The organism is Mycobacterium sp. smrl_JER01 (assembly GCF_048513595.2).
Lineage (GTDB): Bacteria > Actinomycetota > Actinomycetes > Mycobacteriales > Mycobacteriaceae > Mycobacterium.
This window is the reverse complement of record NZ_JBLXXK020000001.1, coordinates 2,367,167-2,381,372: the sequence shown is the minus strand read 5'-3', so window position 1 is coordinate 2,381,372 and position 14,206 is coordinate 2,367,167. Positions and strand designations below refer to the sequence as shown.

At 68.9% G+C, this 14,206-nt stretch carries 11 protein-coding genes; 2 read left to right on the top strand and 9 right to left on the bottom strand.

All coding sequences use genetic code 11. The annotated features are described in order from the left end of the window. Positions 1–142 precede the first annotated feature (142 nt). Entirely contained in the window at positions 143–1,327 is a 1,185-nt protein-coding gene (locus tag ACNUDN_RS11260; protein WP_431961119.1) for an acyl-CoA dehydrogenase family protein, read from the bottom strand. Between the two features lie 145 nt (positions 1,328–1,472). On the opposite strand from ACNUDN_RS11260, the gene ACNUDN_RS11255 reads away from it, so the two are divergent. After that, positions 1,473–3,761 (top strand): molybdopterin-dependent oxidoreductase, encoded by a 2,289-nt coding sequence (locus ACNUDN_RS11255; RefSeq protein WP_419122014.1) that lies wholly within the window; start codon positions 1,473–1,475, stop codon positions 3,759–3,761. On the opposite strand, the gene ACNUDN_RS11250 is transcribed toward ACNUDN_RS11255, so the two are convergent. The 6 genes from ACNUDN_RS11250 to ACNUDN_RS11225 all read right to left on the bottom strand — a co-directional run bounded on the left by ACNUDN_RS11250 (position 3,734) and on the right by ACNUDN_RS11225 (position 10,399). Beyond that, on the bottom strand, positions 3,734–5,062 hold the full coding sequence (locus tag ACNUDN_RS11250) for a DEAD/DEAH box helicase (RefSeq protein WP_419122013.1): 1,329 nt from the start codon (positions 5,060–5,062) through the stop codon (positions 3,734–3,736). The genes ACNUDN_RS11255 and ACNUDN_RS11250 overlap by 28 nt on opposite strands. A 309-nt stretch (positions 5,063–5,371) precedes the next feature. Then, positions 5,372–6,784, bottom strand: coding sequence for a GTPase HflX (gene hflX / locus ACNUDN_RS11245; RefSeq protein ID WP_419122012.1), 1,413 nt, complete (start codon positions 6,782–6,784; stop codon positions 5,372–5,374). A 228-nt stretch (positions 6,785–7,012) separates the two neighbouring features. After that, complete coding sequence (dapF, locus tag ACNUDN_RS11240) at positions 7,013–7,885, bottom strand: diaminopimelate epimerase (RefSeq protein ID WP_419122011.1); 873 nt, start codon at positions 7,883–7,885, stop codon at positions 7,013–7,015. A 4-nt stretch (positions 7,886–7,889) separates the two neighbouring features. Further along, entirely contained in the window at positions 7,890–8,816 is a 927-nt protein-coding gene (miaA, locus tag ACNUDN_RS11235) for a tRNA (adenosine(37)-N6)-dimethylallyltransferase MiaA (protein WP_419122010.1), read from the bottom strand. After that, positions 8,813–9,502, bottom strand: coding sequence for a class III extradiol ring-cleavage dioxygenase family protein (locus ACNUDN_RS11230; protein WP_419122009.1), 690 nt, complete (start codon positions 9,500–9,502; stop codon positions 8,813–8,815). The genes miaA and ACNUDN_RS11230 overlap by 4 nt, the downstream gene beginning before the upstream one ends. A gap of 15 nt (positions 9,503–9,517) precedes the next feature. Beyond that, entirely contained in the window at positions 9,518–10,399 is an 882-nt protein-coding gene (locus ACNUDN_RS11225; RefSeq protein ID WP_419122008.1) for a DMT family transporter, read from the bottom strand. Positions 10,400–10,592: 193 nt separating this feature from the next. Here ACNUDN_RS11225 and ACNUDN_RS11220 point away from each other — a divergent pair, with 193 nt between their 5' ends. Next, on the top strand, positions 10,593–11,984 hold the full coding sequence (locus ACNUDN_RS11220) for a DUF349 domain-containing protein (RefSeq protein ID WP_419122007.1): 1,392 nt from the start codon (positions 10,593–10,595) through the stop codon (positions 11,982–11,984). Positions 11,985–11,996: 12 nt separating this feature from the next. Here the strand turns inward: ACNUDN_RS11220 and ACNUDN_RS11215 are convergent, their stop codons facing one another. Together ACNUDN_RS11215 and miaB are read right to left on the bottom strand one after the other, a co-directional pair. Beyond that, positions 11,997–12,608, bottom strand: coding sequence for an Rv2732c family membrane protein (locus ACNUDN_RS11215; RefSeq protein ID WP_419122006.1), 612 nt, complete (start codon positions 12,606–12,608; stop codon positions 11,997–11,999). Continuing rightward, positions 12,596–14,164, bottom strand: a complete 1,569-nt coding sequence (gene miaB / locus ACNUDN_RS11210) for a tRNA (N6-isopentenyl adenosine(37)-C2)-methylthiotransferase MiaB (RefSeq protein WP_419125115.1) — start codon at positions 14,162–14,164, stop codon at positions 12,596–12,598. Before miaB ends, ACNUDN_RS11215 begins: the two co-directional genes overlap by 13 nt. Between the last annotated feature and the right edge of the window lie 42 nt (positions 14,165–14,206).

The window sequence follows — 14,206 nt, the reverse complement described above, 5'->3', positions numbered from 1 at the left end:
CTTCTGCAGGCTTGCAAAATTCTGAGAAAGTTACCGCGTGCGTTCACTGTGCGTCAGCAGACGTCGATAACCAAGTCACCTCGCCGAATCCCGCCCAAGAATATGCGCAGGCGATGCGGCACCACCCCCCCACACCCGACGCTCACACTCCCAGGCTGCGCCCGATGATCTCCTTCATGATCTCGGTGGTGCCGCCGTAGATGGTCTGCACGCGCGCATCGAGGTACGCCCGGGCGACGTCGTACTCACGCATGTAGCCGTAGCCGCCGTGCAGCTGGAGACAGCGGTCGATGAGGTGGACCTGCTTTTCGGTGGAGTACCACTTGGCCATCGCCGCCTGCTCGACGGTGAGCTTGTCCTGCAGGTGCAGCTTGATGAACTCGTCGACCATCATGCGCACCACGGTGGCCTCGGTGGACAGTTCGGCGAGCAGGAACCGGCTGTTCTGCTGGCTGCCGATAGGCCTACCGAACGCCTTGCGCTCCTTGGCGTACTGCAACGTCACGTCCAGCACCGCCTCCATCGCCGCCGCAGCCATCACCGCGATACTGATGCGCTCCTGCGGCAGGTTCTGCATCAGGTAGATGAATCCCTGCCCCTCCTCGCCCAGCAGATTCTCGGCCGGCACCGTGACGTCGGTGAACGAAAGCTCTGCGGTGTCTTGTGCGTCAAGACCGATCTTGTCGAGTTTGCGACCGCGCTCGAACCCGTCCATCCCGCGTTCCACGACCAGCAGCGAGAACCCCAGGGCACCCTTGTCGGGGTCGGTCTGGGCGACCACGATCACCAGGTCGGAGTGGATTCCATTGGTGATGAACGTCTTGGCGCCGTTGAGGATGTAGTTGTCCCCGTCCTTGACCGCGCGGGTTTTGATGCCCTGCAGATCGCTGCCGGTGCCGGGTTCGGTCATTGCGATGGCCGTGATGAGCTCGCCGCTGCAGAACTTCGGCAGCCACCGCTGCTTCTGCTCCTCGGTGGCCAACCGGATCAGATACGGGGCGATGATGTCGTTGTGCAGGCTGAAACCCAGGCCGCTGTACCGGCCGGCGGTGACCTCTTCGGTGATGACCGTGTTGTAGCGGAAGTCCTCGACGCCCCCGCCGCCGTACTGCTCGGGCACCGCCATCCCGAGGAAGCCCTGCTTGCCCGCTTCCAGCCAGACGTCCCGGTCGACCAGCTTGTTCTTCTCCCACTCCTGGTGGTGGGGCGCGACGTGGCGGTCCAGAAAAGTGCGGAAGGAGTCCCGGAACATCTCGTGCTCGGGCTCGAACAACGTTCGTTGGTAGGCGATGACTGATGTGGTTTCCGAAGCGGCTTGGGCGCCCATGGCAATGTCTCCGAGATGGTCGGTACGGACAGTTGCGGCCAACGTACCCCACCCCAACCAGCTGGTTGGTCGGGGCATGGGAGGACGCGGCAGGGGACGTGGTCGGGACGCGGCCGGCGGGCATGCCCTCACTAGACTCAGGGTCGTGGCCGCTGCTCGCACCAGCCTGACGCACTGGGGAGCGTTTCGCGCCACGGTGCAATCCGGAGACATCGTGTCGGTGTCGGCGATCCCCGGCGACGACGACCCGTCCCCGGCCCTGGGCAATCTGCCCGGCTCGGTCCGGCACGTCTCGCGCGTGACCACCCCGGCGATCCGCCGCGGTTGGCTCGAGGGCGGCCCTGGACCCGGCACCGGCCGGGGCGCCGACGAGTTCGTCGCCGTGACCTGGCCCGAGCTCATCGAACGGCTCGCCGAGGAACTGCGCCGCGTTGTCGACACGTACGGCAACGAGGCGATCTACGGCGGCTCCTACGGGTGGTCCAGCGCCGGACGTTTCCACCACGCTCAGAGCCAGGTGCACCGTTTTCTGAATTGTCTTGGTGGCTATACGTTTTCGCGTCACTCGTACAGTCTCGGAGCGACCGGGGTGATCATGCCCCGAGTGGTCGGCACCCACGACGACCTGTTCAAGCGCTCCACCCAGTGGGAAGTCATCGTCGAACACACCGACCTGCTGGTGTGCTTCGGCGGCATGGCGCTCAAGAACACCGGCGTCAACCACGGTGGTACCACCGCCCATCCGGCGCGCGACGCACTGAACCGGTTCCGGGCGCGCGGCGGCCGGATCGTGTCCTTCTCCCCGCTGCGAGACGACATCGACGGTGAATGCCAATGGTATGCACCGCTACCCGGCACGGACGTCGCCATCATGTTGGCGTTGGCGCACGTGCTGGCGACCGAAAACCTGGCAGATCGCGACTTCCTGGCAACCCACTGCACCGGATATGAACGTTTCGAGCGCTACCTGCTCGGCACCGACGACGGTGTGCCGAAGTCGCCGAGCTGGGCCGAGAGCATCTGCGGCCTTCACCGCGATGAACTCGTCACGCTGGCCCGGAGGATGGCCGCCGGCCGCACACTCGTCACGGTGAGCTGGTCGCTGCAGCGCACCCGCCACGGTGAACAGGCGCCCTGGATGGGCCTGACGCTGGCCGCCATGCTGGGCCAGATCGGCGTTGCGGGAGCAGGATTCGGTCACGGCTACGGCTCGATGAACGAACCCGGATTGGCACCGCTACGCTGCGGCCTGCCCCGGCTGCCGCAGGGAGTCAACCCGGTACGGACCTTCATCCCGGTCGCAGCCGTCAGTGACATGCTGCTACGTCCTGGCGAACGGTTCGACTACAACGGTTTGTCGCTGCGCTACCCGGAGATCAAACTGGTCTACTGGGCGGGCGGCAATCCGTTCCACCACCACCAGAACATTCCGCGGTTACGTCGCGCACTGCGCCGGCCCGACACCGTCGTCGTGCACGAGCCGTACTGGACGCCGATGGCCAGGCACGCCGATATCGTGGTCCCCTCAACCACATTCGCCGAACGCGACGACTTTTCCGGCTCACGCAACGACCCCGTGCTGATGGCCATGCCGAAGCTCACCGAACCCTACGCACAGGCGCGTGACGACTACGACACCTTCGGCGAGCTGGCCCGCCTGCTCGGTTTCTCCGAGGCGTTCACCGAGGGTCGCACGTCCTCGCAGTGGCTGGTTCATCTCTATGAGCAGTGGTCGGCGACGCTGGATTTCGAGGTCCCGTCATTCGAGGAGTTCTGGCGGGCGGGCCGGCTGCGGCTGCCCACCGAGACAGGGATGACCCTGCTCTCGGAGTTTCGCGCCGATCCGCGCGCGCACCGCCTCGCCACACCCAGCGGCAAGATCGAGATCTTCTCCGCTGAGATCGCCGGTTTCGGTTACCGGGACTGCATCGGCCACCCGGCATGGTTCGAGCCCGGCGAATGGCTGGGCGGAGCACGAGCCCGCAGCTATCCGCTGCATCTGCTGGCCAATCAGCCCGCCGGCCGGCTTCACAGTCAACTCGACGGCGGCGCGGTCAGTCAGGCATCGAAAGTCGCCGGCCGCGAACCGATTCGGATGCACCCGCAGGATGCCGCCGAACGAGGTGTGACTGCCGGGGATGTGGTGCGGGTGTTCAATGACCGAGGTGCGTGCCTGGCCGGCACGGTCATCGACGCCCGGGTGCGACCGCGCGTCGTGCAGTTGTCCACCGGCGCCTGGTTCGACCCCGCCGACCCGACGGACCCCGATTCGATGTGTGTACACGGCAACCCGAACATGCTCACCGACGATGTCGGCACGTCGTCGCTGGCACACGGTTGCACCGGAGCGCATGCGCTGGTGCAGGTCGAGAAGTACACCGGCGCACCGCCGCCGGTGCGCGCGCATCAGCCCCCGGTGTTGGCCGATCGCTGAGGCGCCCGACGGGGCCTGCGGCCGCGTGAGCCACGGCTGCCGCGAGACGGGCCGCCCCGCTGCTGTTCGGCACCGCGATTCTGCCTGGGCTTACCGGCTTGGGGCGCAGGGTGGGCCGTGGGAGCGGTGTGCCGCAACGGTGCGACCTCGCCGACGAGCGCATGCACCTCGGAGGAATTCGCGTCCACGTCGCGCGGGCGCACCGTGATACCGGCACGGCGCAACAGCTGCTGGGTGTCCCTGCGCTGCTCGGGCAGCACGACGGTCACGACGTCACCGTCGCTGCCGGCCCGGGCGGTCCGACCCGACCGGTGCAGATAGGCCTTGTGTTCCATGGGCGGATCGACGTGTACGACCAGTTCGACATCGTCGACGTGGACACCACGAGCTGCGATGTCGGTCGCGACCAGCACCCGGGCGGCACCGCTGCTGAACGCGGCCAGGTTGCGTTCACGAGCAGGCTGGGACAGATTGCCGTGCAGATCGACCGACGGCACACCGGAATCGGTGAGCTGCTTGGCCAATTTGCGGGCCTGATGCTTGGTGCGCATGAACAGGATCCGGCGGCCGGTCCCGGAGGCCAGTCGGTGCACCAGTTCCTTCTTCTCGGCAACTCCCCCGACGTGGAACACATGGTGGGTCATCTGCGCCGGGGCATCGGCGACCTCGTCGACCGAGTGCAACACCGGATCGTGGAGGAACCGCCGGACCAGCTTGTCGACGCCGTTGTCCAGCGTCGCCGAGAACAACAGCCGCTGCCCGTCGGCCGGGGTGGCCGCCATGATCCGGGTGACACCGGGAAGGAAGCCGAGATCGGCCATGTGGTCGGCTTCGTCGAGGACGGTGATGGCCACGTCAGCGAGGCTGATCACCTTCTGCCCCATCAGATCTTCCAGACGTCCGGGGCAGGCCACCACGATGTCGACACCCGAGCGCAGCGCACTGACCTGCTTGCCCTGCGACACGCCACCGAAGATGGTGGTGATACGCAGGCCGCTCGCGGTGGCCAGCGGCTCCAGGGTTGCGGTGATCTGGGTCGCCAACTCGCGGGTCGGCGCCAGCACCAGTCCGGACGGGCGCGAGGGTTGACTGCGGCGTCCGGTCAGCGCGGCCACCAGCGGGATCGAGAACGCCAGCGTTTTCCCGCTGCCGGTCTTTCCGCGGCCGAGGACATCGCGTCCTGCCAGCGCGTCCGGAAGAGTGGCGGCCTGGATGGGGAACGGCTCGGCGATACCACGCTGGGCCAGGGACTGCACCAGGGGTGCGGGCACGCCGAGATGTGCGAAGGAAGGGGTGTTCATGTGCGCCTTTCAGGCTGTCGGGCGTGTGCCCGACGACCGCGACGAAGTTCGTCCAGCGGAAGTGCGCACACAGCGGCGGTGTCGCCGTCATCAATGGTTGGTCGTGAGTGGTTGGTCGTGACCGGGTGGTCGTGGTCCTTCGGGGTAATCGGTCGTCGGCGGCTTCACGTGGCGTCATGCGCTCGGGGGCACATGCGCTTCGGGGCACATGGGCTTCCAGTGCCGAGATGGGCACCGCACACAGCGGTCGCAGCCGATGTTCGACGCTTACGCTACCGCACATTCGTGCGAGTAGCTCATTCGTGAAGGTCAATAGGTCGCGTAGGCGTTCAGCGCGGCCGCCAGCGATATCGGTACCCGCGCCTTGATCCGGGTGCCGGATTCGTTGTGCTCCACCGCATCCACCCGCCCCTCGGCGTGCACCCGGTTGACGAGATCTCCTCTGCTGTAAGGGATTGTGACGTCGACCACAGTGTCGCGGGGTGCGATCATCTCGGCCATGCGCGCCTGCAGGCGATCGAGTCCCTCACCCGAGCGGGCGGAGACGAACACCGCACCGGGCAGCGCCTGCCGCAAATGCGCCAGGGTCAGGCCTTGCGCGGCGTCAATCTTGTTGACCACCAACAACTCCGGCGGTGCCTGTGCGTCCGTTTCGGCGATCACGTCGTTGATCACCTGGCGCACCGCATTGATCTGCGCCAGCGGGTTCACGTCGGAACCATCCACCACGTGCAGCAACAACTCGGCGTCGACAACTTCCTCCAACGTCGAACGAAATGCTTCGACGAGCTGGGTGGGCAAGTGCCGCACGAACCCGACGGTGTCGGTCAGGACGAACTCGCGTCCGTCGGCGAGTTCACCGCGACGCGTGGTCGGTTCCAGTGTGGCGAACAGCGCGTTCTCGACCAGCACGCCGGCCCCGGTGAGTGCGTTGAGCAAGCTGGACTTACCGGCGTTGGTGTAGCCGACGATGGCCACCGACGGCACGTCGTTGGCCAGTCGGCGTCCGCGCTGGGTGTCACGGACCTGCTTCATATCGCGGATCTCGCGGCGCAGCTTGGCCATCCGCTCACGGATCCGCCGCCGGTCGGTCTCGATCTTGGTCTCACCGGGTCCACGGGTACCGACGCCACCGCCGGCACCGCCGGCCCGGCCACCGGCCTGGCGGGACATCGACTCACCCCACCCGCGTAGTCGCGGCAGCATGTACTCCATCTGTGCCAACGACACCTGCGCCTTACCCTCGCGACTGGTGGCGTGCTGGGCGAAGATGTCGAGGATCAGAGCAGTGCGGTCGATGACCTTGACCTTGACCACCTTCTCCAGCGCGTTGAGCTGCGCGGGGCTCAACTCACCGTCGCAGATCACCGTGTCGGCGCCGGTGGCCAGCACGATCTCGCGGAGTTCGGCGGCTTTGCCCGAGCCGATGTAGGTGGACGGATCGGGCTTGTCACGCCGCTGGATGAGACCTTCCAGCACCTCTGAGCCCGCCGTCTCGGCCAGCGCGCCGAGCTCGGCGAGACTGGCGTCGGCGTCGGCGGCGCTGCCGTCGGTCCACACGCCGACGAGCACGACCCGCTCCAGTCGCAGCTTGCGGTACTCGACCTCGGAGACGTCGGCCAGTTCGGTGGACAGTCCGGCGACGCGACGCAGCGCGGTCCGGTCCTGAAGGGCCAGTTCACCGACGCTGGGGGTGTGGTCGGGAAATTCGGGATAAGTCATAGGCGAATCAAGATTCGCACGAATGTCGCTTCTCATGCACCCCTATTAACGCGCCGGCCACCGCAACAGTTCCACCCGACCGCCGAAAACGCGGTTCCCGCCGTGGACTCGCGGGGCGGGAACCGCCCGGAGTTGCGCAACGGGGCCGTCAGCCACGCTGACTCAACAGCGCCGTCAGCCACGCTGACTCAACAGCGCCGTCAGCCACGCTGACTCAACGCGACGCCGTCAGCCACGCTGCGCCGCCCACCAATCGTCGGCGAGCTCCCCACGGGCGACCAGGACCGACGGTCCGCGCAGGTAGCTGGTCGTCCCGGTCACGGTCACCACCACCTCCCCACCGGGGATACGCACCGTCAACGCGCCGGTCTGCGCACCCTGATGCGCCAGTGCCGCGACGGTCGCCGCGACGGTTCCGGTACCGCACGAGCGCGTCTCCCCCACCCCGCGCTCATGTACCCGCATCGCCACCGCACCATCGGTAGGTGCGGTGAGCACCTCGATGTTGACACCGTCGGGGAATTGGGTGGAATCGAACCGCACCGGCGCACCGACGTCGAGGGAAGCCAGCTGGGACGGACTCATCGTGGGATCGACGCAGGCCAGGTGCGGGTTCCCGACGTCGATCGCCAGCCCGGTGAACCGGCGGTCCCCCACCGTCGCGGAGCCGGGGCCCAGCAGGTTCACCTTGCCCATCTCGACGGTGACATCGGCGGTGGTGCCGGTCGCCCCGTTGAGCACCACGGGTCTGGCCCCGGCCAGTGAGCCGACCACGAACTCGTCGCGGTCTTCGAGCCCGCTGCAGCGCAGGTAGTGCGCGAACACGCGCACACCGTTGCCGCACATCTGCGCGACGGAACCGTCGGCGTTGCGGTAGTCCATGTACCAGTCGTCTGCCGCCACGCCCTCCGGGAGACGGTCGAACACACCCGCAGCCTGAGCGGCACGAGCGGTGGTCACGCGGAGCACACCGTCGGCGCCCAGGCCCTGCCTGCGATCGCAGAGCGCCGTGACCGCGGCGGGGCTCAGCGCCAGCTCGGCGTCGAGGTCCGGGAGCAGCACGAAGTCGTTCTGCGTGCCGTGGCCCTTGGCGAACTTCACCAGGTCAGGATACGTCGCGCCAGATGCGCAACACCGCGTCGACGAGGCCGGGTCCCGCCCCGTCGACCCAGCTGATGCGGGGGTCACGACGGAACCACGAGCGTTGCCGGCGCACGTACCGGCGGGTGCCGACGAACGTGGGCTCGCGCGCCGCGCTGCCGTCGCCCCCGGCCGACAGGTCGGCGAGCACCTGCGCGTAGCCGAGTGCGCGGGCGGCGGTCACACCGTCACGCAGGCCACGGTCGTGCAGCGCGAGCACCTCGGCGACCAATCCGCGCTCGAACATCAGATCGGTCCGGCGGGCCAGCCGCTCGTCGAGAGCGGAGGTCTCCCAGTCCAATCCGACAATCGCCGCATTCCAGCGCGGTATGCCGATGCTCGGCGCCGACGCCGCGAACGGTTGTCCGGTCAGCTCGACCACCTCCAGCGCACGCACGATGCGGCGCCCGTCGCTGGGCAGGATCGCCGCGGCCGCGGCGGCGTCGACGTCGGCGAGCGTGCGGTGCAACGCCGCGACCCCGATCTCGGCGAGCCGCTGTTCCCACCGGGCCCGCACCTGCGGGTCGGTGGCCGGGAAGGACCATTGGTCGAGCAACGACTGGATGTAGAGCATCGATCCGCCGACGATGATCGGCAGCGCCCCCCGAGCCGCGATCGCCTCGACGTCGGCCGCCGCAGCCTGTTGGTACCGGGCGACGGTGGCCGTCTCGGTGACGTCGAGAACGTCGAGCTGATGGTGGGGCACGCCGCGCCGCTCGGCGACCGTGAGTTTGGCCGTGCCGATGTCCATGCCACGGTAGAGCTGCATCGCGTCGGCGTTGACCACCTCGGCGGCGATATCGGCGGACAGCGCCTCGGCTACGGCCAGCGCCAGCTCCGATTTGCCCGTGCCGGTCGGCCCGATGATCGCCAACGGTCGCGCCGCTGTCACGGGGTCCAGATTCCGACGAAGTAGCCGACGCCGTAGGGAGCGCCCCGGTAGAGCTCGCGTGCGCTGCCGGGCCCCGGCTCGGCGAGACCGGCCAGCACCTGATAGGCCACCCGCCCGAGGATCGACGCAGGCAGATGGCGCAGCGCTGCGGTGTCGCCGGCGGCCAGCGCGTCGTCGAGTGCGGCCTGCGCCGACGCCGAGGCCGGGTCGTGGCCGCCGGGCGCCGCCGGGGTCAGGGTGTTGGCGCCGTCGGCGACGATGAGCACGCCGAGCTGCTCGACCGCGGAATCGACCTGGGTGCGCAGCTGCCTACCCCGTTCGACGGCGGCCTCACCGGCCAGATCGCTGCGACAGGTCCGCACCTCGACCTGCCCCTGCGGTGCGGCCTGTCCGCGCAGCCACGCCGCGATCAGCGCGCACAACGGCAGAGCGGTGGGTTCGTCGGCACCGGGCTCGGCAGACAGGCTCACCCGCACGTCGACGCCGTAGCCGGCGAACGTCCCCGGCGACGGCGGTCCGTACACGCCGTCCCGGGCGTCGACACCGACGGCGATCCAGCGTGACGGAAGGCCGGCCGCCGCCGAGACCGCCGCACCGCGCAGGTCCTCGGTTTCGCCGGTCGCCGACGAGGCGAGTTGCGGGACCATCAGCGGTGACGACGGGACGATCGCGATGGCGTTCAGCACGACTGCCCACACTAATCAGGTGGGTGCGGGAGCCCGGGCCGCCGCTTCGCCACGGGCCAGCGCCGCGGTGGCCGCCACCATCACCGCCACCGCGACGAGCAGCGTGGCCCAACCCGCTTCACCGGGTCGCAGCGTCTCCCCGAGGACCACGACGCCGAGTCCGCACGCCACCATCGGCTCGGCCACCGTCATCGTCGGCAATGACGCCGTCAGCGCACCCGCGCGGAACGCCGCCTGCTGGGTCGAGGTGCCCAGGACCGCCACCACAACCCACGCATACAGCTCGGGAGTTCGCAGCAGCTCCAGCACTCCGGCCACGCTGGTGACGTCGAGGCGGTGCACCACCGCCTTGGTCAACACCGCGAACAGTCCCCACAGCGCGCCGGACACCACCGCCATCAGCACCGCGCTGATCGGTCCCGACCACACGGTGGCCCCCACCATGCACAGCACCAGTGCCGGTCCGAGCACCAGCGCCACCGTCAACCAGGTCTGCGGCGACGCCCGCGACGCACCTTCGGTGGGATTGCCGACGGTGACGATCACGGCGACGGCCCCGGCCAGCAGCGCCGCCCACAGCCATTCCCACCGCGTCACCCGCCGGTGGGAAAGCCTGGCGCTGATCGGCAGCGCGAACAGCAGCGACGTGACCAGCAGCGCCTGCACCAGCAGCACCGAGCCCAGACCGAGCGCCGCGGCCTGCAGCGCGAATCCGACGGCGGCCACCGCGCTGCCCGCCCACCACCTGCCGTCGCGGAGCAGCTTGCCGAAAAGCTGCAGGTGACCCACCTGGTCGTCGGTCACGTCGTGGGCCGAACGCTGGTGGATGACGTCACCGACCGCCACGAAAAAGGCGGCGGCCAACGCGAACAGGGCGGCAAGATCCGCCTTGGCCATCGGCGATCTCCTCGGGATTTCGGACCGGTTCGGGGAAGGTTTCGGACCGAGCCTAGAGAGCGGCAGCGCCCAAGGCGTGGGCGCAGCACGAGCCAACCTGTTTGAATAGCCTCTGAGAGCGTTGTCACGCTGACAGGCGCCGCGCTGCGCGGCAGTGCGCGGGGAAACCGCGCGGAGACACGAGGTAACCGACATGACGACCACCGAATCGGGCGGATCCCAGGAAGACGGCCGCCAGGCCGCTGATCCCGTACAGCAGGCCGCGGCTCCGTCGAGGCCGACGCCGTCCGCTGTCGCCAGACCCAGACCCGGCCCGGCACGGCCCGGACCCCGTCCGGCGGTTCCCGCCTCGGCGCCGGTGGTGGGCACCGCGCCGACCTGCGATCCGCACCGTTTCGGTCGCGTCGACCCGGACGGCACCGTCTGGTTGATCACCGCGTCCGGCGAACGCATGATCGGGTCCTGGCAGGCCGGTGATGCCGAGGCCGCGTTCGCCCACTTCGGGCGCCGATTCGACGACCTGCACACCGAGGTGGTGCTGCTGGAAACCCGGCTGGCGTCGGGCACCGGCGATGCCCGCAAGATCCGGTCGGCGGCGATGACGTTGGCCGAGGGCCTTCCCGACGCCCACGTCCTCGGCGATGTGGACTCGCTGGCCGGGCGTCTCGCGACGATCATCGAGCAGGCCGACACCGCCACCCAGGAAGAAAAGGCCAAACGGGAGGAACTGCGCGCCACCCAGACGGCCCGCAAGGAGGCCCTCGCCGCCGAGGCCGAGGAGCTGGCGGCCAATTCGACCCAGTGGAAGGCTGCCGGGGATCGTCTGCGCGCCATCCTGGACGAGTGGAAGACGATCACCGGACTCGACCGCAAGGTCGATGACGCGCTGTGGAAGCGCTATTCGGCAGCCCGCGAGACGTTCAACCGCCGGCGTGGGTCGCACTTCGCCGAACTCGATCGGGAACGGGCGGGCGCCCGGCAGGCCAAGGAGTCGCTGTGCGAACGCGCCGAGCAGCTGTGCGACTCCACCGACTGGGGTCCCACCGCCGCGACGTTCCGCGATCTACTCACCGAATGGAAGGCCGCGGGGCGGGCCGCCAAGGATGTCGACGATTCGCTGTGGCAGCGCTTCAAGGCCGCCCAGGACAAGTTCTTCTCGGCACGCAACGCCGCCACCGCCGAACGTGATGCGGAGTTCCGCGCCAACGCCGAGGCCAAGGAGGCGCTGCTGGCCGAGGCTGAGCGGATCGACACCGCCGACCTCGATGCCGCCCGGGCGGCGCTGCGCGCCATCGGTGACAAGTGGGACGCCATCGGCAAGGTGCCGCGCGAACGCGCACCTGAACTGGAACGCCGACTGCGCGCGGTGGAGAAGAAGATCCGCGACACCCCGACCGGAGGTGTCGACCCCGAGGCCCAGGCTCGGGCCGACCAGTTCCGGGCGCGCGCCGAGCAGTTCGAACGCCAGGCCGAGAAAGCGGCTGCCGCCGGTCGTACCAAGGATGCCGAGCAGGCCAGGGCCAGCGCCGAGCAGTGGCGCCAGTGGGCCGATGCGGCCGCGGACGCGCTGAGCCGCAAACGCTGAAAAGGCGGGCAGTCAGTCCTTGGGCGGGGCGGTGTCGTCGCCCTCCTCGCCGAAGGTCTCCAGCAGACCTTTCTGCTGCCCTTCCGCGATCACTCTGCGCCGCTGTTCCTCGGCCGCCAACTGCAGGGCGGTGCGGGTGGCGACCACCCGGGCCCAGTGGTAGCTCAACAGGATCACCGACAGCCATGCCGCGATCAGTCCCACCCCCGGGCCGGGATACTCGCCGAGGGCGGTCTGGCGCGACCACACCGCGAGCAACCCGAGGAACGCCGACACCGTCGACCCGGCCAGGGCGATCCAGGCCAGTGCCCAGCGACGGGTCAGCAGCGCCAGCATCGAGAAGCCGACACCGAACACCAGCGACAGCCAGACGAAGACCCGCGAGGGCAGCGCCACGCCGTTGTCGATCGCGGCGTCGGAGCCCAGCAGGACGTCCAGCCCGCGGGCACCTCCGGTGTGCGGCAGCACCAGCGTCGCCAACAACACGAAGACCACGATGGCGAGGAACAGTGCGCGCGCCCCGGGATCGATCTCCCGCGCGACGCGCCGCTCAGCGGCCTCGAGGTCGCCCTTGAACTGGTCGAAACCGTTCGCACCGGGGGTCTGCGCGCTCATCGGGCACATCCGGCTGTGGTCGGCACCAGCGCGGGCGCGCCGACGGCGGGCATTCCCAGACCCACGCCGGTGCGCGGTTTCCTGCCCTCGGCATGCGCGTCGCCGGCCCGGGTGCGACGGTGCTCGATCAGCGCGGCGTCGGCGATCAGGTGGTGCGGGGCGGCGCCGGTGACGGTGGTGACGACGATGTCCCCCGGTCTGATCTGGTCAGCGGCCGGTCCGGGGGCGAAATGTACCAGCCTGCCGTCGCGGGCCCGTCCCGACATCCGGGCGGTGGCGGCGTCCTTGCGACCCTCACCGGTGGCCACCAGCACCTCGACCGTGCGCCCCCGCTGGGCGGTGTTCTCTTCCAGTGAGATCCGCTCCTGAAGCTCGATCAGCCGCTGATACCGTTCGGACACAACGGCTTTGGGAACCTGCCCGGGCAGATCGGCGGCGGGGGTGCCGGGCCGCTTGGAGTATTGGAAGGTGAATGCGCTGCAGAACCGGGCCGCCGCGACGACGTCGAGGGTGGCTTGAAAATCCTCCTCGGTTTCGCCGGGGAAGCCGACGATGAGGTCGGTGGTGATCGCGGCGTGCGGGATCGCCGCGCGCACCCGCTCGATGATGCCCAGATAGCGCTCGGCGCGGTAGGACCGGCGCATCGCACGCAGGATGCGATCCGAGCCGGACTGCAACGGCATGTGCAGGGTCGGGCATACGTTGGGCGTCTCGGCCATGGCCTCGATCACATCGTCGGTGAACTCCGCGGGGTGCGGGGAGGTGAACCGCACCCGCTCCAGCCCTTCGATACGCCCGCAGGCCCGCAGCAACTTCGCAAACGCACCCCGGTCCCGGGGCTCGTCCGGTGGTGCCGCCGGATCCTCGCGCAAGCGGGCGTCGGCGAACGACACACCGTAGGCGTTGACATTCTGTCCGAGCAGGGTGATCTCCAGGACACCCTGGTCGACCAGGGACCGGACCTCGGCGAGCACGTCACCGGGCCGACGGTCGACCTCTTTGCCCCGCAGCGACGGCACGATGCAGAAGGTGCAGGTGTTGTTACACCCCACGGAGATGGAAACCCATGCTGCATAAGATGATTCGCGACTGGCAGGGAGCGCCGACGGGAATTCCTGTAGCGCCTCGACGATCTCGACCTGGGCGGCGCGGTTGTGGCGGGCCCGCTCGAGCAACGCCGGCAGCGATCCGATGTTGTGGGTCCCGAACACCACGTCGACCCAGGGAGCCTTTCGCAGCACCGAGTCGCGGTCCTTCTGGGCCAGGCATCCACCCACGGCGATCTGCATGGTCGGGTCAGCCTGTTTGCGGGGCGCGAGGTGGCTCAGGTTGCCATACAGCTTGTTGTCGGCGTTCTCGCGCACCGCGCAGGTGTTGAACACCACGATGTCGGCGTCCTCGCCGGCACCGGCGCGCCGGTATCCGGCGGTCTCCAACAGTCCGGTCAGACGCTCGGAGTCGTGCACATTCATCTGGCACCCGTATGTCCGTACCTCGAAGGTGCGCCGCGCGGCGGCGTCGCGGTCCGGGTAAGCGGACGCAACCCCGCTCGCCGAGCGCGTCACCGTGGAAGTCACGCGCCCATCCTACGGAGCGCCCCGGGTCGC